This window comes from Tistlia consotensis USBA 355, from assembly GCF_900177295.1.
Classification (GTDB): Bacteria; Pseudomonadota; Alphaproteobacteria; order Kiloniellales; family DSM-21159; genus Tistlia; species Tistlia consotensis.
The window spans coordinates 86912-105365 of sequence record NZ_FWZX01000003.1 but is presented as its reverse complement, the minus strand read 5'-3'; the positions used below and the strand labels follow the sequence as shown (position 1 = coordinate 105365).

The following is an 18454-nucleotide window of genomic DNA, read 5'->3' as shown; positions in this document are numbered from 1 at the left end:
GCCTAGACCCCTTCGCGGATGAAGAAGGGGTAGACCAGGTTGGTCATCGCGTTGTTGCTGCGCAGCCGGTAGTCGATGCGGATCAGCAGGACGTTGCCGTCGCTGGCCGGCAGCTCCGCCGTGACCTCGAGCACCGCGATGCGCGGCTCCTGGTCGGTCAGGCAGCGGCGCACCTGGTCGACGATGCGCATGACGGTCGCGCTGTTGGCCGGCCCGAACAGCTCGTTGTGGGCGGCGCAGCCGAGGGAGGGGCGCATGACGCGCTCGCCGAGCGCGGTCGAGAGGATCAGCCAGATCGACTGCTCGACCTTGGCTTCGCCCGCGGTGGCGGCGAGCCTGCCGTGGGGCGTCACGGCGAGCGGGAAGGCGAGCCCCTTGCCGAGGAAGGCGCGCGGCTCCGGCGTCTGCGAGGGGAAGGTCGTGGTCATACCGGGATGGCCTCCGCGGCACCCTCGATGGCCTGGACCACCTGCTCGAGGGTCGTGAGCGTCTGCTTCAGGCTGTCGAGCGAGGCGTCCGAGGCGAGCTGCGGCAGCTGGATGGTCGGGGCGCCGGGCAGCAGCCCGAGGAACGGCTCGGCGAGCGCCAGGATCGTGGCGATCGGGTCGATCGACTGCATCGCGCCGTCGGCCGCCAGCATGGCGTTCTCCTTGGCGCATTCGAGCTGGGCGGCCAGCGCGTCGTTGCCGTTCTGCGCCGCCGACGCGATCTCCAGCTCCAGGCCGTCGAGCAGCTCGACGATGCTCGTCAGCGACTGCAGCATGCACTTCAGCATCTTCGCGATCATCAGCAGCAGGTCCTTGATGAACTGGCCGAAGGGGATCGCGGGGGAGGCGACCATGCCGATGCATTCGGCGACGTCGGCGCCGGCCTTCGCGATGTCGCCGAGACCGCCGGGGATGCCGGCGACGTTGCCCGTGCTCAGGTTCTGGAAGGTCTTGATCAGGACGCCGAGGAACTTCAGCACCTTCAGCAGGCATTCCATGCTGGCCATGATCGGCGCCACCTGGAGCGCCAGCGAGACGTTCATCGAGCAGTCGCTGGGGATGCCCTTGGTGACGTCGGCGATGCCCTTGATCGTGCCGCCCGTCGGCAGCCGCAGCTCCGGGAAGCTCGCCTTGGGCAGGCGCAGGTCCGCACAGCGCGGCTCTTCCAGCGCCTTCGTGAGCGCTTCGGGGAGCGGGATGTCGAGGGTCGGCATCGAGGTCTCCTCCGCTCAGATCGGGTTGGCGCCGGGGGTGACCGGCCGGCCGTTGATCACGATGCTCGCGCCCTGGATCACCAGCGTGCCGACGGCCTGGACCAGCAGGTGCGTGTTGGCCATGACGACCTTGTTGCCGTGGCCGTCCTCGATGATCAGCGCGCCCTTGTCGCCGGCGCTCGGCGTCGAATCGACGAAGCGGATGGTGTGGCCGTTGACCGAGCGGATCATGCGCTGGCGCGGGTCGTCGGACGGCGCCCTGGCCTGGCCATTCCAGAGGGCGCCGAGCACGACCGGATGGTTGAAGTCGCCCTGCAGGAAGCCGAGCACCATCTCGTCGCCGACCTCCGGCATCATGTAGAGGCCGCGGTCGTTGCCGGCGAAGGGGGCCGCGACCGGCACCCAGTCGCTCTCGAGGCTCTCGTCGAGCCAGGGGAAGGTCACCTTGATGCGGCCCTGCTTCAGCGGGTCGTCGACCGCCGTGACCGTCGCGAGCACCAGTCCGGGCATCCGACCGGATCTCATGAGCCGGCCTCCCCCAGCTGCTCGCGACGCGCCTCGAAGCGGACCGTATAGCCGGCGTCGGTCAGGCCGTGCCCGGTCTTGGTCACGAGGTACTCGCCGGACAGGCGCGCGCCGAGATGGCCGATGTAGACCTTGGTGCCGGCCCTCAGGTCGGGCAGGCCGACGCTGGTGCCCTTGGCCTTGACGACCGAAGCGGCGCGGTCGCGCAGGATCGACCGCGCCAGGTCGCGCGCCTGGTCGCGCGAGAACATCGGGCGGTCGACGACCAGCTCCTCGCGCGGGTCGCACTGCACGAACTCGCGCAGGTCGGCGTTGAGGCGACGCAGCTCGGGGTCGTCGAAGTTGACGGTCTCGCGGATCGGCCGCTGGGCCTGGCGGTCCCAGCCGTTGACGGTCACCGACTTCCACTGGTTGTGGCTGGTGATCGTCGGCTCGAACTCGATCAGCGTGCTGCCCCAGTCGAGCCGGAAGTTGACCGGCGGCCGCGCCGAGGCGCCCGGCCCGAAGTAGAGCTGGCGCGGCGTCCCGGCCTCCTCGTTGGCCTCCTGCACGACCAGCTCGTAGCCGTGCTGGCGCGCCAGATTGAGCAGGAAGTCGACGTCGTACTGGCTGGTCTGGGCGGTGTAGTCGAGCGCCGGCTCCCGGCCTTCGGCCTCGGGGTCGACGGCGATCGGCAGGGGGAAGCGCGGCTGGCCGTGGTCGCGCAGCGTCGCGATGTTGCGCGCGATCCAGCTCGGCGTCCTGCTGACCCAGGCCGTCGTGTACTTCTTGCGCCGCAGCTGGTGCAGCACGTTGAGCCCGGTCACGGTCAGGGTCGGCGCGGCGCTGGCGGGGAAGTGCGGCTCCATCGTGGTGAAGTTGGCGAGCATCATCGTGACCAGCTCGTCGGCGTAGCCGAGCCGGATCTCGACGGTCTTCTCGCAGGGCTGGAACAGGCGGTAGAGGCGGGTCGCGGCGTCGCCGCCGGTCATGTAGTCGGCCGGCTCGGAGCCGATGAACTTGAAGCTGCGGCTGTCCGGGTCCCAGTTGTTGACGGTGATCTCGAAGCTGTCGATCTCGGTCAGGCCGTCGACGTACTTGAGCTCCAGGACGTCGCGCAGCACGTTCTGCGGCAGGTTCTCGCCGTCGATCCGGACCTGGAAGGCGGGCGCGTAGAAGAAGCGGTTGCCCGGCCGCGCGGCCTCTTCCAGGACGGTGCGAAAGGCGGCGGTCATCGGCTGCGCCTTCCGCCGTCGATGGCGGGCACCGCCAGGCGCAGGCCGGCCTCGAGCCGGCGCGGGTCGGCGAGGCCGTTGGCCTCCGCGATGCGCCGCCACTCGGCCGGCCGGCTGTAGTAGCGCTGCGCGACCGACCAGAGCTGGTCGCTGCTGCTCAGGACATGGCTGTGGGTGCGGTCGGGCGAGGAGAGGTTGAGCTCGTCGAGCTGATTGCCGAGGGTCTTGTACTCGTTGATCGTGAGCGCGAGCTTGGCGCGCAGCGGCACGCCGCCGGCCGAGAACAGCGTGAAGGTCTGGCGGATGCTGGCGATGACGCCGGTGAAGCTCTCGCGGAGCTGGCCTTCGAGCTGATCCGCCAGGTTCTCGCCCGGAAAGCCCGCGCCCCAGTGGAAGGTGACCGGCGGCGGCGCATGGCCCGAGGGCTCGATGCGCGCCAGGGAGTAGATCTTGTCGGTCTCGGTGGTGACGCTGGTCGCCTGCGCCCCCATGCCCTTGTCGGCGGTGTCGAAGAACAGCTCGACCGTCAGGACCTCCGCCTGGCCGCGCACGAACTGCTGGAGCGGCGCGGTGAGGCCGGGGATCGCGATCTCGGCGAACTGGACGCGCTTCTCCAGGACCAGCTCGGTCGGGTTGTACTGCACCGGGATCGGGTCGCTGTCGCCGACGTGCCAGTGGGCGACGAGGTAGGCCCGTCCCGGAGGCGCTGCGGCGGTCATGGCTGACCTCCCGTCTCGCGGCTGATGCCGCCGCGGCCGTCGTCGGCGACGTCGGTCGCCAGGCCGCGGCGGCGCTCGCGTCCCAGGCGGTCGTCGACGGCGCGCAGCACCGCGTCGATCAGGCGCTGCAGCTCGCGGGCGCTCAGCCCCGAACCGCCGTCCGTGACCCGGATCCTGCTGACCACCTCGTCGATCTCCACCTGCATCTCGCCCTCGTCCTCTCCGCGCCTCAGAAGATCGCGCCGAGGATGCTGCCGACGGCGGCGCCCAGGGCGCCGCCCGCGTCCTCGCGGCGGATGCCCTCGTGGGCGATCTCCAGCGATTCGACGGCCACCTCGGAGCGCCCGGCGTTGAGCGTCGGGCCGACCCAGCGGGCCGGCAGCCCACGCCGGAACGACCAGACGTGGACCGGGCTGCCGTCGGGCTGGAGCAGCGTGACCAGCCCGTCCTTGCGGGTGCCCCGGCCTTCCAGGAAGTCGTTGAACCAGGTCCAGAGGTCGGTGTCGTCGAGCGGGTCTCGCCGGCCGACGACGCCGCGCTTCAGGACCAGGTTCGACCAGCGCACCCGGCCGGGGAACTTGAGCACGGCGTCGTTGACGCCGCCCGCCTCGTAGTCCTCGACCGCCATGGTGAGCTCGAGGCCGGAGACCTCGGAGAAGCCGGCGTAGCTGCGCGTGCCCGCGGTCGAGAGCGCGATGGTGCCGGTGCCGGGCCCGTCGGCGCTCTTCGAGGGCAGCAGCGCCACCGAGAAGTTGTAGCCGAGGACGGGATCGCGGCGGATGGCTGTCGGCATCAGACCGCTCCCACGCTTTCGACGGCGAGCGCACCCTGTTCGGCGAGCTCGAAGGCGTCGTCGCGGCGACCCAGGCGCAGCAGGATGAACTCCAGGGGCCGGGCCGGGGCCACGGCGATGTCGACCACGAGCTCGCCCCTCGCCCGGGCCGAGGGCGGGTTGTTGGACTCGTCGCAGCGCACGCGGAAGGCGTCGGCCGGCCGATCCCCGGCCAGGGCGCCGCCGCGCCGCAGCGATTCCAGGAAGATGCCGATGGACTGCACGAGCAGGGCGCGCGTCTCCGCGCTGTTCGGCTCGAAGACCGCCCACTGCGTCGCGCCGTCGAGGGCGCGGCGCAGCATCGAGACGAAGCGGCGGACCGGCAGGTAGCGCCAGGCCGGATCGCTGCTCAGGGTGCGTGCGCCGAGGATGCGCAGGGGCCGTCCGTCGCGCGCGGCGATGACGTTCACCCCGGCACCGTTGAGCAGGCCGTGGCCGGCCGCGTCGACGGCCAGGCTCGCCGCCTGCGCCCAGCCGAGCGGCGTGTTCGCCGCGGCCTTGTGCGGGCCGGTCGCGAGGTCCGTCGCCGCGAGCTGGCCGGCGACGTGCCCCGAGGGCGGGATGCTGCGGGTCGGGGCGAGGCCGAGGGGATCGGGCACCGCCAGCCAGGGCAGGTAGAGCGCCCCGAAGGCGCTGTCGAAGCGACTGCGCCAGGCCTGGACCAGCCCCAGACCGACCGCGTCCGCGTGCACCGCGCGCCACGGCGGATCGATCAGGGCGACGCGGTCGCGCAGCCTCTCGCACTGCTCGATCATCGCGGCCTGGACCTCGCCGATCGCCTCGTCGGAGAAGCGGGGCGGCAGCTCGGCGGCCGGCGGCGGCAGCGGCTCCGCCGGCGGCACCGGCTGCGGGCAGACCGGGCAGGGGTCCTCGGCCGGCGGGCTGTAGGGCAGCGTCGGCCGCCGCAGCGGCTCGATCAGGATGTCCGGCACGGCCAGGATCGAGACCTCGCGCTGTGCCTCGAGCGCCGCCAGGCCGGCCTTGAAGTCGGCCGGCGCCAGCTCGGCGAGGCCGTCGCGCCCGCCGCTCAGCGGCAGCGGCACGCCGGCGACGACGTCGAGCGGCAGCGGCACCGCGGTCGCCGGTCGTTCCATGACGGTCACGGCGATCGGCGGCGGCGCGCTCGGCAGCACGCCGTCGCGATCGGGGACGAGCGGCTGCAGGAGGTCGCCGATGTAGCGCGGCGCGCCGGCGACCAGGCCGAGGCCGGCATGGACCGAGACCGGCAGGCCGTCGCGGGCGACGGCAAGGTCGTAGTCCAGGCGCTCGATCCGCAGCGGCACGGCCGGCTGCAGGGCGGTCAGCGGCGCCTCGGTCGGCCGCCTGAGGGCGGGCTCCGGATGGACGAAGTAGAGCCGGCGCGCCGCCGGATCGACGGCGGCGAGGATGCGGTACTGCGGCGGCGAGCCCGCCTGGCTGACGCGCAGCAGCTGTCCGGCGGCGAAGGTCCCGGTCGCCGGCACGGTCAGGGCCGTCGCCGTGACGGGCGGGTCGACGACGATCGTCTCGGCGCGCCAGGCCGGGTTGATCGCGACGCTCAGCCCGTTGCCCCAGCTGCCGGGGCTCGAGGCGGCGATCTCGAGGGCAGGCGCGCCGCCGCTGTCCAGGACGATCCGCGAGGCGGCCTCGGCGCCGACCGCCGGGTCGTCGTCGGCGACGCGCACGACCAGGCAGCGGCGGCCGCCGTTCTCGAAGAAGGCGCGGACGCTGTAGGCCAGGTAGGCGCCGCCGAGATAGCCGCCGAACAGCGCCGCGAACTGCCGCATCGTCTCGACGCGCACCGGCCGGCCCAGGGGTCCCTTCTCGGCGAGGCCGACGAAGCCCGTGACGTCCGTGCGCACCACCGCCACGCCGGCGCCGCTGCGGTCGCTGCGCTGGATGTAGACGCCGGGGGTGTCGGGCAGGCCGAGCATCGCTTCGCGTCCCTCCGGCTAGACGTCGATGTCCAGGCCCTCGTGGCAGAGCTCGACGCTCTCCATGACGACCTCGTTGCTAGTGGCGTTCAGGCTCGGGCCGGTCACCTTGTTCGGCCAGGCGCTGCGGAAGTTCCAGCGCAGCACGTCCTCGCGCGCCTCGTTCATCAGCACGATCGTGCCGTCGCGCCGGTCGGCGACGCCGTTGGCGATGTTGCGGTACCAGGCCCAAAGCTCCTTGTTCTGGGTGATGCCGCGCTTCAGCACGATGTTCGGGTACTTGCGCAGCCCGGGCAGCTTGCGCACCCAGTTCACGCGGTCGGTGCCTTCGCGGTAGTCGACCGGGTCGCCGTCGGCGTCGAGCCCCGAGGCTTCGGTGAAGGCGGCGACGGTCAGGCCGCCGATCTCGATGCGGAAGTTGAACCCGCGGTAGGGGTCGTTGCGGTCGCCGGTGGCCATGGCGGTGTCTCCCTGTCTGGCTGATCAGGTCCGGCCGGTCAGCTCTCGGCCGAGGCCGTCATCAGGCCGATGCGGATGATCACGAACTCGGCGGGCTTGACCGGCGCCACGCCGATCACGCAGATCAGCCGGCCGTTGTCGATGTCGGTCTGGGTCATCGTCGTGCGGTCGCACTTGACGAAGAAGGCCTCGTCCGGCTTGGTCCCCTCGAGCGCGCCGGAGCGCCAGACGTCGGTCAGGAAGTTGCCGGTGGTGCGCCGCACGCGGGCCCACAGCGCCTCGGCGTTCGGCTCGAACACGACCCACTGCAGGCCGCGCTCGATCGACTGCTCCAGGAAGATCAGCAGCCGCCGCACCGGCACGTACTTGTAGTCGCTGTCCGAGGTGATGCAGCGCGCGCCCCACACCCGGATGCTCCGCCCGTCGGGCCGGAAGTCCCGGATCACGTTGATGTTCACCGGGCTCGGGTTGAGGATGTCCTGCTCGCCCTTGTCGAGCCGCCGCGACAGGCCGGTGATGCCGCGCACGACCTCGTTGGCCGGCGCCTTGTGCACGCCCCGCTCCTCGTCCGTCCGGGCGAAGATGCCCATGACGTGGCCCGAGGGCGGCAGGTGGTAGTCCCGGATCAGCGCCAGGTTGTCCGGCATCGGGTCGGGCACAGTCAGCCAGGGGTAGTAGAGCGCGGCGTACTTGGTGTCGAAGGCCTGGCGCTGCGCCTGGACCTCGGCCAGCGTCGCCTCGGCGGTTGCCGAATCGAGCACGGCGAAGCGGTAGCGCATCAGCTCGCAGTGGGCGATCAGCCCGGCCTGGAGCGCCGGGGACGCCTGGCCCGGGATCGACACGATGCTGACCTGCGCGATGTTGCGGAGCGCCTGCAGGCCGGTGCGGTCGAGCGGCTCGGCGGCGTCCGCGCCCAGGTAGGTGGCGTCGACGAGGGTCGCCAGGGAGTCGTCGCCGCCGGCCAGCGCGTGGCGGGCCGCCCGCTCGACGCCGGACGGCAGCAGGTCGACCAGCGCCTCTGGGCCCGGCCGGATCGCCTCCGTGGCGGCCGCGTCGGCGGCGCGGTCGGCGACGCGGAGATAGCGCGACTCGCCCTCCGGCCGGCCGTCCTCCAGGCGCGGCGGGCCGGCGCGGTCGCCGATCACGCTCGGGAAGTAGCGGCTGTGGCGATGGTCCATCGACAGATGCCGGAAGGTCTCGGAGTCCTGGATCTGGTCGTTGCGCGAGGGCACGGCCGGGTCCGGCCGGCGGCGCAGCCACACGGTCACGCGGAACTCGCGGCTGCGCACCTCGAGCGGCCCGCCGATCGGCCCCAGCGCGGCGAGCGCCGCGGCGTCCAGGCCCGGCCCGTCGAGCGTCACGCTGCCGTTGGAGGCGTCGGTGCGCCGCACCTTGAGCAGGACCGAGGCGCCGGTGCCGGGGTTGGCGAGCTCCAGCAGCGTGCCGGGCTCGACCCCGGTCAGGCTGGTCAGGCGCATCTGCAGCGGCGGGTTGAGCGCCACCGTCTGCGCACGGGCCAGCAGGCCGCTCGCCTCGTCCTCGACCGAGACCAGCAGCCGGTTGCCCCAGGCGCCGACGTCGAGCGCCTCGACGTCGATCAGCGCGGCGCGCTCGATCACCGTCTCGCCCATCTCGTGGGTGCGGGCGAGCCCGGCGCTCAGGGTCACCAGGCCGGTGTTGGCCGGCGCGACGCTGCCGCCGATCCGATGGTAGCTGGTGGCGCCGCCGGGCAGCCGCAGGCGGACGCCGTCTCCGGCCGCGTAGCTCTGGCCGGCCGCGACCAGGATGTCGCCGTCGCCCGCCGCCGCGGCCAGCACCGTGACGGTCGCCTGGTGGCCGCCGCCGGGGAAGGCCGGCGCCTGCTGGACCCGCAGCGCGGCGCCCGCGGCGTGGCTTCCCGACAGCCCGTGCGCCAGGGTGACGCTGCCGGCATCGGGGGCGGCGCCGCGCTCGCCCGGAACGGCGATGATCGTGCCGAACTCCTCGTCCAGTCCGGCGCCGATCCGCACCACCTGGCCGACCGCCAGGTCGACGCGGTTGTCGAGCGCCAGGACACGGCTGCCGGGGCCGGCGGGCGCGGTCAGCGCCTTGGCGCCGATGCCGCCGTCGTCGGCCAGGGTGACGTGAGACAGCACACTGCCTGCCGGCGTCCCGGCCGGCAGCGGCTGCGCCAGCGTCAGGCTCCGCAGCTCGCCGGCGACCCGCACTTCATGGTTGGCCGTGCCGCGGTCCAGCTCGACGACGAGGTTGCCGAAGGCGATGTTCGCGTCGGCATAGACGATGACGTCGCCGGGCGCCGCCGGCACGGCGAGCGTGTTCGCGCCCGCCGCCGAGGTGAAGAGCCCGACCGCCGTCGCGGCCGGGTAGGCCTGTCCCAGCCGCTCGTTCAGCGCGACCCGGAACTGGCCGCCGCCCAGGGCGACCGGGGCCGTGCGCACGGCGACGATGTCGGTGTCGCCGCCCGTGCTCATGCGCAGCAGGAACGGCAGGGCCTGGGCCGCCAGGTTGGCCGGGCTGGCGACCACGATCACCTCGGCGCCCGCCGTCGCGTCGGCGCCGAGCGAGAAGGGGCCGCCGGCGATCGCGGCCGGCGCATGGATGGAAAGCGCGTTCGCCGTCGTCGCGTGGGCGCGGGCGAGCGGGCGGCTGAGCGGCACGTGGCGGTCGGCAGCGACCGGCGCGGCCGCGACCTGCAGGTACTCGGCGCGGCTGCCGTCGCCGATCCGCACGAAGCCCGCGCCGACCAGGGTGGTGTCCAGGACGTAGAGGGGCGAGGCGGCGAGGCCGTCGCCCTGGCCGGCGCGCCGGAGCAGGACGGTCCCGGCATCGTCGGGATCGCCGCGGTCGAACAGCGCGCCCTGGGCGCGCCGGGCCTCGTCCGGCGCGACGCGCACGACGTAGAGGCGCTTGCCGCCGTTGGTGAAGAAGCCGCCCACCGCATCGGGCAGGTAGCAGTGCGCCCGGTCGGGGTCGGCCGGGTCGGTGAACTCGTCGATCGGCAGCGGGCCGCCGAACCAGCGCGAGAACTCGCCGGCGCTGGTGACCAGGATCGGGCGGTTGAGCGGCCCGCGTTCGGCCAGCCCGACCATGCCGGCGGTCGAGGTGCTGACCCCTTCGATCGGCTTGGCGCCGCTGTCGATCTCTTCGACGTAGACACCGGGCGCGAGGTACTCAGCCATGGACGGTCTCCTTGGTGTCAGGGCGCAGCGCGTGGGCTGGCGGGCGGTGCATGTAGGCCCTCACGGGAAGACGAGATCGGCGACCGCCTCGGGGGCGCCGGACAGACTGACGACGCGGCGCGCCGGCTGCGGCTGGCCGCCGCCGCTCGCGGTCAGCTCGAGGTGCGCGACGCGGTGGATCGGCGGCAGGTTGAAGCGCCCGTCCGGGCCGGTGACCGTCCGCCAGAGCGCGACGCCGTGATGTTCGTCGGGCGCCGGCCCGCCGGAGATCTCGATCGTCGTGTTGGCCGGCGTCAGGCCGGCGAGGCCCGCGGTCAGGAGGCTCTGGTCGCCGCGTCGGCCGGCGCTGGTCAGGGCGTTGGCGGCGCCTGGCGCGTTGAAGGCGGTGCGGACCACCTGGATGCCGGCCGGATGCGCCCGCGCGAGCGGATGGTGCAGGGTCACCCAGGCCGGCTGGTCGGCGCTGGAGCTGCCGTCGATCGCCGCGGCCGCGAGGTACTCGGTGCGCTCGGGGTCGCCCGGCTCGATCGCCAGGGGGCGGTCGAGCAGCAGCGACTGCCGGTCCGAGAGCCTGATCCTGGTCTGGCCGGCCGCGGCCGGCTGCACGAGGGTCTTCGGGCCGGCCAGCAGGGTCAGGGTGCGCCGCTGCGCGGTCGCGCCCGCCGGCCTGTCGGCATAGAGCCCCGGCCAGAGGCTGAGGCCGTTCGGCGCGGCGGCCGGGTCCGGGAGGGCGTCCGTCGTGGTCCAGATGCCGGTCACCGCGACGCTTGCGCCGGCCACGGCCGCGCCGGCCGCGTCGACGGCCCGGCCGCTCAGCCGCGTCGGCCGGCGGTGCAGCGCCACCGTGCCGAAGTCCTGCCGCACGAAGCTGGCGGGGAAGCCGGGCTGAGGCGGCAGCTCGGCGGCCAGCGGCAGCGCCAGGAAGCCGTCGGCTTCGGCCAGCAGCGACACCGAGGGCGACACGACCGGCCAGGGGTCCGGATAGAGCGCCGCCGGCCGGCCGGCGAGGCCGACCAGGCCGCCGGCGCTGGCCCGGGCGACGAGGCCGCCCTGGGGCGTCGACACGCGCAGCGGAACGCGCGGCGGCAGGCCGGTCAGCTCGTCCACCAGCTGGGCGACGGCGATCGCCTGGTGGCGCGCCGCGGCCGGCAAGGCCGGCTCGGGCCGGTAGCGCCAGTCGAGTCCGGCGGCATTGACCAGCGTGCCGGTCACGGCAGCGCCCCCGCCGGATGGAGGAGCGGGCTGGCCTGGCCGAGGCCGGGTTCGGACTGCAGGACCGGCGGGCCATGGGCGTCGGGCCGGTCGCTCTCGACCTCGACCACGCTCACCTCGTAGCAGAGGCTGGCCCGGTAGGGCTGGTCCAGCGTGTCCCAGACGCGGGCGAGCTCGTCGATCGGCGGGCTTTCGAGGTTGACCCGGATCCGCTGGTCGGTGCCGCGCAGCGATCCGGCCAGCGCCGCGCCGCTCAGGCTCGGCTGCCGATGGAAGGTCCGCAGGATCGCGCCGAGCACGTGCTGGTCGGTCTCCGGCGCCGGCTCGCCGGCGTTGCCGCGCATCATCGGCGTGACGAGGTAGTGCAGCCGCATCGGCAGCGGCACCGCCTGCAGCCGGTCCGGCGGCAGGCGGCGCGGCGGCTGGTTGAGCAGCTGCTCGTCGCGGACGACACGGTAGAGCCAGATCGAGACGCCCGTCTGGTCCAGGGCGACCATGCCGTCGGGCGTCGCGAGCGAAACCACCGAGGCTCCGAGGGGCGGGAACAGCACGCCGAGTGCCGTGTCGGCCTGCAGTGCCGCGAGCAGCACGGCCTGAACGGACTGGCTGGCGGCGAGCAACGCCGTGCTCATGTCGGCGTTCCGTCGCGGCGGCCGGGGCTAGGCCTCGCCCGCGCCCGGGGGGGCTGCGAACCAGAGCACCGTTCCGTCCGGATTGGTCCTGCAGCGGACCAGCCCGGCCCGCGCCAGCCGCTCGAGCGCCGATTCGACCTCGCCGGCGACCGGACGCGGCTGCAGGCGGGCGAGCCACCATTCGCGGACCCCGCGGGCCGTGTCGACGGCAGAGGGCCGCATCCGGAGATAGGCCAGGATCTCGCTCTCCACCCTGCCTGGTGCGCTGTCGCCAGCATCGGACTCAGTCATCCTCCGGGTTCCCTGCTGCTCTGGGTCCGCAAGCGCCATGCCAAAGGCGAGAGTGCAATCTTTTCAGAGGCTTGACCTGGCGCTCTCGGACGAGGTGGGACCGCGCGCGCCCACCGGCTGCAGCCCGTCGATGCGGCCGTCGGCGCGCCGGAAACGGCGGAGTCCGGCCCTGCCGAGGGGGGCGGAGAGGGTGGGTGCCGATCGGCGCAGTGGGTCTTTTGCGACCCGGCGGCCGTCGCCTCGCCTCGATGTTCCTTCTTTGTTCGTTCGGTGGTAGGGTCTTCCCGACGTCGCTACGGGAGACTGCCGCATGCCCCTCGCCGAGGCTTCCACGGGATCCGCATGGCGCATCGAGCCGGCGACGGCGGAGCGCTGGGACGACTTCGAGGCCCTGATGGGGCCGAAGGGCGGCTCGGGCGGCTGCTGGTGCCTGCTCTGGCGCCTGCCGCGCCCGGCCTTCCAGGCCGGCAGCGCCGAGAACGGCGCCGGCAACCGCCGGGCCATGCAGGCCCTGTTCGACGGCCCGGTGCCGCCCGGCCTGCTGGCCTACGACGGTGCCGAGGCGGTCGGCTGGTGCTCCCTGGCACCGCGCGCCGCCTTTCCGCGGCTGGCGAGCTCGCGGCTGCTGAAGCCGGTCGACGACGTGCCGGTCTGGTCGGTGACCTGCTTCCTGGTTCGCCGCAGCCACCGCAGGCGCGGCCTGGCGGTCGCCTTGCTGCGGGCGGCGGCGGACTTCGCGCGGACGCACGGAGCGGCGATGCTGGAAGGCTACCCGATCGAGCCGGCGAAGGCCGACTACCCCCCGGTCTACGCCTGGACCGGCTTCGCCGCGGCGTTCCGCGACGCCGGCTTCGCGGAGGTCGCCCGGCCCTCGCCGACCCGTCCGATCATGCGGCTGCGGCTGTGAGCGCGGCCCGGTTGGCGGCGAGGAAGTCGGGCAGGCTCGTCGGGCGGCGGCCGGTCAGCTGCGCAACCGTCAGCGTCACGACGGCGTGGTAGCCCTGGGCGGCAGCGACATCGAAGTCGACCAGGCCCTCGGCCAGGATCGGCGGCAGGCCGGCGCCGAGCAGCCCCTGCCGCAGGTCCTCCGGGCCGACCGCGACGTGGCGCAGCGGCCGGCCGGCCAGCTCGGCGACCAGCGCCGCCAGCGCGTCCTGGGTCACCGCGGCGGGGCCGGTGACGTCCCAGACCGCGCGTCCTTCCGCCGAGGCCAGGGCGGCGGCCGCGGCCCGGGCGCAATCCTCGCGGCTGACGTAGGAGCGGCCGGCGCCGGCGGTCGCGCTGAACAGCTGGCCGGTCTGCAGCGCGTGGCCGATGCCCATCAGGATCACCTCGGCGTAGAGGTTGTTGCGCAGGACCGTCCAGTCGAGCCGGCTGGCGAAGAGCGCCGCCTCGGTCCAGAAGTGGTCGTCGAGCAGGCCGCCCGCCGGCTTCGACAGGGGCGCGACCGAGGAGGTGTAGACCAGGTGGGAGACGCCGGCGCGCTCGGCGGCGGCGATCGCGGCGCGGTGCTGGGCCAGGCGCTGACCCGGCGTCAGCAGGGCGCCGGTCGAGACCAGCAGCAGGCGGCCGGCTCCGGCGAAGGCGGTCTCCAGCGTGGCCGGCTCGTCGAGGTCGGCGCGGCGCAGCGTGACGCCGCGGGCCGCGAGGTCGGCGAGCTTCTCGGGGCTGCGGGTCGCGGCGATCACCGGTCCGGCCTCGGCCTCGAGCAGCAGCTCGACGACGCGGCGGCCGAGGGCGCCGCCGGCGCCGGCGACGAGCAGGGGCGTGGAAGCGGGCATGGCAATGTCCTTCGGTTTTGGTGCGAAAACGAGTGCTGGTCTCAAATAGAGACTCGCGGATCGCCGCAGAAGGAGGCAGTTTTCCGGGACCTGGTGAGCTGGAGGTAACCCTGTCATGGCTGACGAGAGCCTGAGCGAGCGCTACCGGGCCTGGCAGGCCGAGGGTCTCGATCCGGGCGGCTGCCCGGTGCGCGACGTGCTCGACCAGCTCGGCGACAAGTGGTCGACGCTGATCGTCATCATCCTGGCCGGTGGCGCCCACCGCTTCAGCGCGCTGCGGCGGGCGATCCCGGACATCTCCCAGCGGATGCTGACCCAGAGCCTGCGGGACCTGGAGCGCGACGGCCTGGTGCTGCGCACGGTCTTCCCGACCAAGCCGCCGAGCGTGGAGTACCGCCTGTCCGAGCTCGGTCGCTCGCTGCTGGAGCCGCTGGCGCCGCTGGTCGGCTGGGCCGAGGCCAACCACGGCGCGATCCGGGCCGCGCGGGCGCGCTACGACCGGGAGCAGCAGGCGGCGGAGTAGCGCCGTCTCAGTCCAGGGCCGCGATCGCGGCCGGCAGCTCGGCGTAGCCCGGGACGATCGCCACGGCGCCGGCCGCGCGCAGGCGCTCGCCGTGGTCCGCTCCGCAGTGGCTGCCGCCCGTGAAGCCGACGATGCGCATGCCGGCGGCCCGTGCCGCGGTGACGCCGGCGATGCTGTCCTCGATCACCAGGCAGCCGGCCGTCGTCGCGCCCAGCGCCGCGGCCGCGTGCAGGAACAGGTCGGGGGCCGGCTTGCCGTTGGCGACCAGGACCGTCGAGAAGAGGTGCGGATAGAACAGCTCGTAGAGCCCGGTCTCGACCAGGCCGAGCGCCAGCTTGGCCGGGCGGCTGCTGCTGGCGACGCAGCGCGGGAAGGGCAGGGCAGCGATGGTCTCCGCGGCCCGGGGCAGGGCCCGCAGCTCGCTGCGGTAGAGCGCCATCGCCTTGGCCTCGCAGCGGGCGTGGAAGCCCTCCGGCAGCGGCCGGCCCATCTCGCGCTCCAGCTCCGCCAGCGCGACGGCGCCCGGCACGCCGGCGAAGCGCCGCGCCATCTCCTCGCCGGTGATCGGGTAGCCGATCCGCGTCAGCTCCTCGGCGTCGGCGTTGCAGACCAGCGCCTCGCTGTCGATCAGCACGCCGTCGCAGTCGAAGATCAGCAGCTCGGGCGTCATGCGGGGCCGGCCGGGCCGGTGCCGAGGCGCTCCAGCTTCTCGTCGAGGTAGCTCGCCATCAGCCGCGGCGCCGAGGCGCCGAACATGCGGATGCGGCCGGTGTGGGCGAGCAGCAGCAGGCCGGCGGCATGGGCGAAGCACTCGACCATCAGCCGCTCGGCCTCGGCGCGGCCGGCGCCGAGCTCCTCGGCGGCCAGGGCGATCGGCTCGAGCAGGGCGGCGAGGGCGGCGTTGAGCGCCCGGTCGCGCTCGGCGCCCAGGCCGCGCGGCTTCATGCCGCCGCGGAACAGGTAGAAGCCGAGATCGAGGTCGCGCGGGTTCTTCTGGTAGAAGTCGAAGAAGCCCATGGCGGCCGCCCGCAGGCGCTCGGCCGGGCTCTTCGCCCGGGCGGCGCGGCGAGTCATGGCGGCGCCGAGGCGCGCCATCGAGGCCTGCAGGACCTCGGCGTAGATCGCCTCCTTGGACTCGAAGTGGAAGTAGAGCGCGGCCGGCGTATAGCCGGCCTTGGCGGCGATCGCGCGCAGCGAGGCGCCGTCGAGCCCCTCGGACTCGAAGACCGCGCGCGCCGCCTCCAGGATCAGGCCGCGCTTCAGCTCGCCGGCCGCCGTGCGGCGGCTGCGCCGCGGCGTGCCGGTGCCCTCGCCATTCGTCTTCCGGCCGGGAAGCCCCATGACCCTCGATTTCCGCCTATACCGCCACGATCCTTGACGGCGAATTTAACGATGTTCGATCTTTCGGCAAAGGCCGGCGGCGGCGGACCGTGCGGAAGACCAGCGGAGGATGCCTTGAGCGAGATCACCACCCCCGTCATGCCCAAGCCCGCGCCCGTAGCGGCGCCCTTCGCCGCCGCCAACCAGGCCCGGCCCGCGACCGGCTGGAACGCCTTCACCGGGGACCGCCTGCTGGCGGCCCTGGCCGGCAGGTACGCGCCCTGGGTCGCCGGGCGTGCCACGGCGCTCGGGGCGCTGGCCGGCGACGCCGAGGTGCAGGAGCTGGCACGCCTCGCCAATCGCCACACGCCGGAGCTCAGGACCCACGACCGCTTCGGCAACCGCATCGAATGGGTCGAGTTCCATCCGGCCTGGCACCAGCTGATGGGCCTCGCGGTCGGCCACGAGGTCGCCTCGCTGGCCTGGACGACCCGGGAGCGGGGCGGGCACTTCGGCCGCGCCGTACTGTCCTATCTCTGGAACCAGGTCGAGCAGGGCGTGGCCTGCCCGATCGGCATGACCTACGCGGCCTGGCCGGGCCTGCGCCAGCCGGAGTTCGCCGCCTGGCGCGCGAAGATCATCTCCGGCGCCTACGACCCGCGGCCGCTGCCCCTGGCCGAGAAGCGCGGCGTCACGATCGGCTACGCCATGACCGAGAAGCAGGGCGGCTCGGACCTGCGCGAGACCGTGACCGAGGCGCGCTTCCTGGAGGACACGGCCGAGGGCCGGGTCTACCTGCTGAGCGGGCACAAGTGGTTCTTCTCGGTGCCGGTCTCCGACGGCTTCTTCACGCTCGCGCGGACCGCCTCGGGCGTCTCCTGCTTCTTCGTGCCCGGCTTCCTGCCGGACGGCAGCCGCAACCGCCTGCGCCTGCAACGGCTCAAGGACAAGTGCGGCAACCGCTCCAACGCCTCCAGCGAGGTCGAGTACCACGACACCCTGGCCTGGCTGGTCGGCGAGGAGGGCCGCGGCATCCGCGAGATCCTCTCGCACTCGCACCTGACGCGCCTCGACTTCGCGGTCGGCTCGGCCGGGCTGATGCGCCAGGCCCTGACCCTGGCGCTGAACCATACGGACAGCCGCAAGGGCTTCGGGCTCGCGCTGTCGGACCAGCCGATGATGACCAACATCCTGGCGGACCTGGCGGTCGACTGCGAGGCCGCGACCCTGCTTGCCTTCCGCGTGGCGCGGGCGACGGACGGCATCGAGACCGACGAACAGGAACGCCTCTTCGCCCGCCTGACCACGCCGCTCGCCAAGTTCTGGAACTGCCGGCGGGCCGCGCCCTTCGTCGTCGAGGCCCTGGAGTGCCACGGCGGCAACGGCTTCATCGAGGAGAACCCGATGGCCCGGCTCTACCGCGAGGCGCCGCTCAACGCGATCTGGGAGGGCACCAGCAACATGATGGCCATGGACGTGCTGCGCACGCTCAGGAAGGAGCCGGCTTCGGCCGAGGCCGTCATGACCGAGCTGGAGGCCGCGCGCGGCGCCGACGCCGACTACGACCGCTGGCTCGACGGCCTGGCCGGCGAGCTGGCCCGGCCGCGCAACGACGACGGCCACGGCCGGCGCCTGACCGCCCTGCTGGCGACCGCCCTGCAGGCCGCCGCGCTGCATGCCGACGGCCATCCGGACTCCTTCCAGGCCTTCTGCCGCTCGCGCCTCGCCGGCGACCGGCTCGGCTGGGGGCAGGTCTATGGTACCCTGGAGGACAGCCCGGAGATGCGCGCCATCGTCGAGCGGGCGCGGGTGGCGTAGGCGCCGGCCGGCGGCGAGCTCATCGACATTCCGCTCTCTCGTTCGTCATTTCCGCGAAGGCGGGAATGACGGGAAAAGGGGGAGCGGAAACGACAGAACGGAGGGGACGTCGGCGGAAGAGGCCAGCCCTCAGAACTCGACCTCGAGCTCGATGATCTCGTCGGGCTCGGCCAGGGCGCCCTCGGTCCATTCCTGCAGCAGCGGCCAGTCGAAGACCGTCTGGCAGTAGGTCTCGAGCTCCGGCTCCAGCGCGACCGCGTAGGTGCGGAAGCGGGTGCAGACCGGGGCGTACATGGCGTCGGCCATGGTCGGCGCCTTGCCGAACAGCCAGGGGCCGCCGTAGGTCTCCAGGCACTCGGTCCAGATCGTGCGGATCCGCTCGACGTCGGGCCGGGCGCCGGAGAAGATCTTGAAGGCCTTGTGGCGCGCCTTGAGGTTCATCGGCAGCGCCGAGCGCAGGTTGTAGAAGCCGGAGTGGATCTCGCCGGAGACCGCGCGGCAGTGCGCCCGCGCCGCCCGGTCCTTGGGCAGCAGCCCGGCCTTCGGCTTGATCTCGGCCAGGTACTCGGCGATCGCCAGGGTGTCCCAGACCGTGACGTCGTTGTGGGTCAGGCGCGGCACCAGCACCGAGGGCGAGAGCAGCAGCAGCTCCTGCCGGGTCTCGGGATGGTCGAGGTCGACGGGTGCCTCCTCGAAGTCCAGGCCGGCCATGCGGCACAGCAGCCAGCCGCGCAGCGACCAGGAGGAGTAGTTCTTCGAGGAGATCGTCAGAGTCGCCCGCGCCATGCGTTTCGCCCGTTCCTGTCGCCGACGACAATCCTCTCGCAATGCAGCA

At 73.3% G+C, this 18454-nt stretch carries 20 protein-coding genes; 3 read left to right on the top strand and 17 right to left on the bottom strand.

The features are described 5' to 3' along the window. Positions 1-2: 2 nt before the first annotated feature. The 13 genes from B9O00_RS05975 to B9O00_RS05915 are packed head-to-tail and all read right to left on the bottom strand — an operon-like array spanning position 3 to position 12177. Positions 3-428: a GPW/gp25 family protein gene (locus B9O00_RS05975; RefSeq protein ID WP_085121556.1), complete on the bottom strand. Its 426-nt coding sequence runs from the start codon at positions 426-428 to the stop codon at positions 3-5. After that, positions 425-1201 (bottom strand): hypothetical protein, encoded by a 777-nt coding sequence (locus B9O00_RS05970; protein ID WP_085121555.1) that lies wholly within the window; start codon positions 1199-1201, stop codon positions 425-427. Before B9O00_RS05970 ends, B9O00_RS05975 begins: the two co-directional genes overlap by 4 nt. A 15-nt stretch (positions 1202-1216) precedes the next feature. After that, on the bottom strand, positions 1217-1726 hold the full coding sequence (locus tag B9O00_RS05965; protein WP_085121554.1) for a phage baseplate assembly protein V: 510 nt from the start codon (positions 1724-1726) through the stop codon (positions 1217-1219). Continuing rightward, complete coding sequence (locus B9O00_RS05960; protein WP_085121553.1) at positions 1723-2940, bottom strand: phage late control D family protein; 1218 nt, start codon at positions 2938-2940, stop codon at positions 1723-1725. Before B9O00_RS05960 ends, B9O00_RS05965 begins: the two co-directional genes overlap by 4 nt. Next, on the bottom strand, positions 2937-3659 hold the full coding sequence (locus tag B9O00_RS05955) for a CIS tube protein (protein ID WP_085121552.1): 723 nt from the start codon (positions 3657-3659) through the stop codon (positions 2937-2939). The genes B9O00_RS05960 and B9O00_RS05955 overlap by 4 nt, the downstream gene beginning before the upstream one ends. Then, positions 3656-3865 (bottom strand): hypothetical protein, encoded by a 210-nt coding sequence (locus B9O00_RS05950; RefSeq protein ID WP_085121551.1) that lies wholly within the window; start codon positions 3863-3865, stop codon positions 3656-3658. The genes B9O00_RS05955 and B9O00_RS05950 overlap by 4 nt, the downstream gene beginning before the upstream one ends. A 23-nt stretch (positions 3866-3888) precedes the next feature. After that, positions 3889-4452, bottom strand: a complete 564-nt coding sequence (locus B9O00_RS05945; RefSeq protein WP_085121550.1) for a phage tail protein — start codon at positions 4450-4452, stop codon at positions 3889-3891. After that, positions 4452-6404 (bottom strand): phage tail sheath C-terminal domain-containing protein, encoded by a 1953-nt coding sequence (locus B9O00_RS05940; RefSeq protein ID WP_085121549.1) that lies wholly within the window; start codon positions 6402-6404, stop codon positions 4452-4454. The genes B9O00_RS05945 and B9O00_RS05940 overlap by 1 nt, the downstream gene beginning before the upstream one ends. Before the next feature lie 18 nt (positions 6405-6422). Next, positions 6423-6863 carry a phage tail protein gene (locus tag B9O00_RS05935; RefSeq protein WP_085121548.1) on the bottom strand — a complete coding sequence of 147 codons (441 nt, stop codon included), beginning with the start codon at positions 6861-6863 and terminating at the stop codon, positions 6423-6425. 38 nt (positions 6864-6901) lie between these two features. Next, positions 6902-10042 (bottom strand): phage tail sheath subtilisin-like domain-containing protein, encoded by a 3141-nt coding sequence (locus B9O00_RS33410; RefSeq protein WP_085121547.1) that lies wholly within the window; start codon positions 10040-10042, stop codon positions 6902-6904. A 60-nt stretch (positions 10043-10102) separates the two neighbouring features. Beyond that, the gene (locus tag B9O00_RS05925) at positions 10103-11254 is read right to left on the bottom strand and encodes a hypothetical protein (protein ID WP_085121546.1); all 1152 of its coding nucleotides are present in this window, start codon (positions 11252-11254) and stop codon (positions 10103-10105) included. Continuing rightward, a complete protein-coding gene (locus B9O00_RS05920) occupies positions 11251-11886 on the bottom strand; it encodes a Pvc16 family protein (RefSeq protein WP_085121545.1) in 636 nt (211 codons plus the stop codon). Before B9O00_RS05920 ends, B9O00_RS05925 begins: the two co-directional genes overlap by 4 nt. A 27-nt stretch (positions 11887-11913) precedes the next feature. Beyond that, a complete protein-coding gene (locus tag B9O00_RS05915) occupies positions 11914-12177 on the bottom strand; it encodes a hypothetical protein (RefSeq protein ID WP_143596161.1) in 264 nt (87 codons plus the stop codon). Positions 12178-12487: 310 nt separating this feature from the next. Here B9O00_RS05915 and B9O00_RS05910 point away from each other — a divergent pair, with 310 nt between their 5' ends. Beyond that, positions 12488-13084 (top strand): GNAT family N-acetyltransferase, encoded by a 597-nt coding sequence (locus tag B9O00_RS05910; RefSeq protein WP_085121543.1) that lies wholly within the window; start codon positions 12488-12490, stop codon positions 13082-13084. Here the strand turns inward: B9O00_RS05910 and B9O00_RS05905 are convergent. Then, positions 13065-13958, bottom strand: coding sequence for an NAD(P)H-binding protein (locus B9O00_RS05905; protein ID WP_085121542.1), 894 nt, complete (start codon positions 13956-13958; stop codon positions 13065-13067). The two genes, B9O00_RS05910 and B9O00_RS05905, sit on opposite strands and share 20 nt — an antisense overlap. A gap of 115 nt (positions 13959-14073) precedes the next feature. Here B9O00_RS05905 and B9O00_RS05900 point away from each other — a divergent pair, with 115 nt between their 5' ends. Further along, positions 14074-14481 (top strand): winged helix-turn-helix transcriptional regulator, encoded by a 408-nt coding sequence (locus B9O00_RS05900; RefSeq protein WP_085121541.1) that lies wholly within the window; start codon positions 14074-14076, stop codon positions 14479-14481. 7 nt (positions 14482-14488) lie between these two features. On the opposite strand, the gene B9O00_RS05895 is transcribed toward B9O00_RS05900, so the two are convergent. Together B9O00_RS05895 and B9O00_RS05890 are read right to left on the bottom strand one after the other, a co-directional pair. Further along, a complete protein-coding gene (locus B9O00_RS05895) occupies positions 14489-15151 on the bottom strand; it encodes an HAD family hydrolase (RefSeq protein WP_085121540.1) in 663 nt (220 codons plus the stop codon). Beyond that, positions 15148-15822 (bottom strand): TetR/AcrR family transcriptional regulator, encoded by a 675-nt coding sequence (locus tag B9O00_RS05890; protein ID WP_085121539.1) that lies wholly within the window; start codon positions 15820-15822, stop codon positions 15148-15150. The genes B9O00_RS05895 and B9O00_RS05890 overlap by 4 nt, the downstream gene beginning before the upstream one ends. A 114-nt stretch (positions 15823-15936) precedes the next feature. On the opposite strand from B9O00_RS05890, the gene B9O00_RS05885 reads away from it, so the two are divergent. Beyond that, complete coding sequence (locus B9O00_RS05885) at positions 15937-17619, top strand: acyl-CoA dehydrogenase family protein (protein WP_200808415.1); 1683 nt, start codon at positions 15937-15939, stop codon at positions 17617-17619. A gap of 129 nt (positions 17620-17748) precedes the next feature. Here B9O00_RS05885 and B9O00_RS05880 read toward each other — a convergent pair whose 3' ends face one another. Then, positions 17749-18405 (bottom strand): glutathione S-transferase, encoded by a 657-nt coding sequence (locus B9O00_RS05880; protein ID WP_085121538.1) that lies wholly within the window; start codon positions 18403-18405, stop codon positions 17749-17751. Positions 18406-18454: the final 49 nt, after the last annotated feature.

Coding starts and splice junctions, on each gene's coding strand:
- B9O00_RS05975 (WP_085121556.1), bottom strand. CDS start 428: ATGACCACGACCTTCCCCTCGCAGACGCCGGAGCCGCGCGCCTTCCTC.
- B9O00_RS05970 (WP_085121555.1), bottom strand. CDS start 1,201: ATGCCGACCCTCGACATCCCGCTCCCCGAAGCGCTCACGAAGGCGCTG.
- B9O00_RS05965 (WP_085121554.1), bottom strand. CDS start 1,726: ATGAGATCCGGTCGGATGCCCGGACTGGTGCTCGCGACGGTCACGGCG.
- B9O00_RS05960 (WP_085121553.1), bottom strand. CDS start 2,940: ATGACCGCCGCCTTTCGCACCGTCCTGGAAGAGGCCGCGCGGCCGGGC.
- B9O00_RS05955 (WP_085121552.1), bottom strand. CDS start 3,659: ATGACCGCCGCAGCGCCTCCGGGACGGGCCTACCTCGTCGCCCACTGG.
- B9O00_RS05950 (WP_085121551.1), bottom strand. CDS start 3,865: ATGCAGGTGGAGATCGACGAGGTGGTCAGCAGGATCCGGGTCACGGAC.
- B9O00_RS05945 (WP_085121550.1), bottom strand. CDS start 4,452: ATGCCGACAGCCATCCGCCGCGATCCCGTCCTCGGCTACAACTTCTCG.
- B9O00_RS05940 (WP_085121549.1), bottom strand. CDS start 6,404: ATGCTCGGCCTGCCCGACACCCCCGGCGTCTACATCCAGCGCAGCGAC.
- B9O00_RS05935 (WP_085121548.1), bottom strand. CDS start 6,863: ATGGCCACCGGCGACCGCAACGACCCCTACCGCGGGTTCAACTTCCGC.
- B9O00_RS33410 (WP_085121547.1), bottom strand. CDS start 10,042: ATGGCTGAGTACCTCGCGCCCGGTGTCTACGTCGAAGAGATCGACAGC.
- B9O00_RS05920 (WP_085121545.1), bottom strand. CDS start 11,886: ATGAGCACGGCGTTGCTCGCCGCCAGCCAGTCCGTTCAGGCCGTGCTG.
- B9O00_RS05915 (WP_143596161.1), bottom strand. CDS start 12,177: ATGACTGAGTCCGATGCTGGCGACAGCGCACCAGGCAGGGTGGAGAGC.
- B9O00_RS05910 (WP_085121543.1), top strand. CDS start 12,488: ATGCCCCTCGCCGAGGCTTCCACGGGATCCGCATGGCGCATCGAGCCG.
- B9O00_RS05905 (WP_085121542.1), bottom strand. CDS start 13,958: ATGCCCGCTTCCACGCCCCTGCTCGTCGCCGGCGCCGGCGGCGCCCTC.
- B9O00_RS05900 (WP_085121541.1), top strand. CDS start 14,074: ATGGCTGACGAGAGCCTGAGCGAGCGCTACCGGGCCTGGCAGGCCGAG.
- B9O00_RS05895 (WP_085121540.1), bottom strand. CDS start 15,151: ATGACGCCCGAGCTGCTGATCTTCGACTGCGACGGCGTGCTGATCGAC.
- B9O00_RS05890 (WP_085121539.1), bottom strand. CDS start 15,822: ATGGGGCTTCCCGGCCGGAAGACGAATGGCGAGGGCACCGGCACGCCG.
- B9O00_RS05880 (WP_085121538.1), bottom strand. CDS start 18,405: ATGGCGCGGGCGACTCTGACGATCTCCTCGAAGAACTACTCCTCCTGG.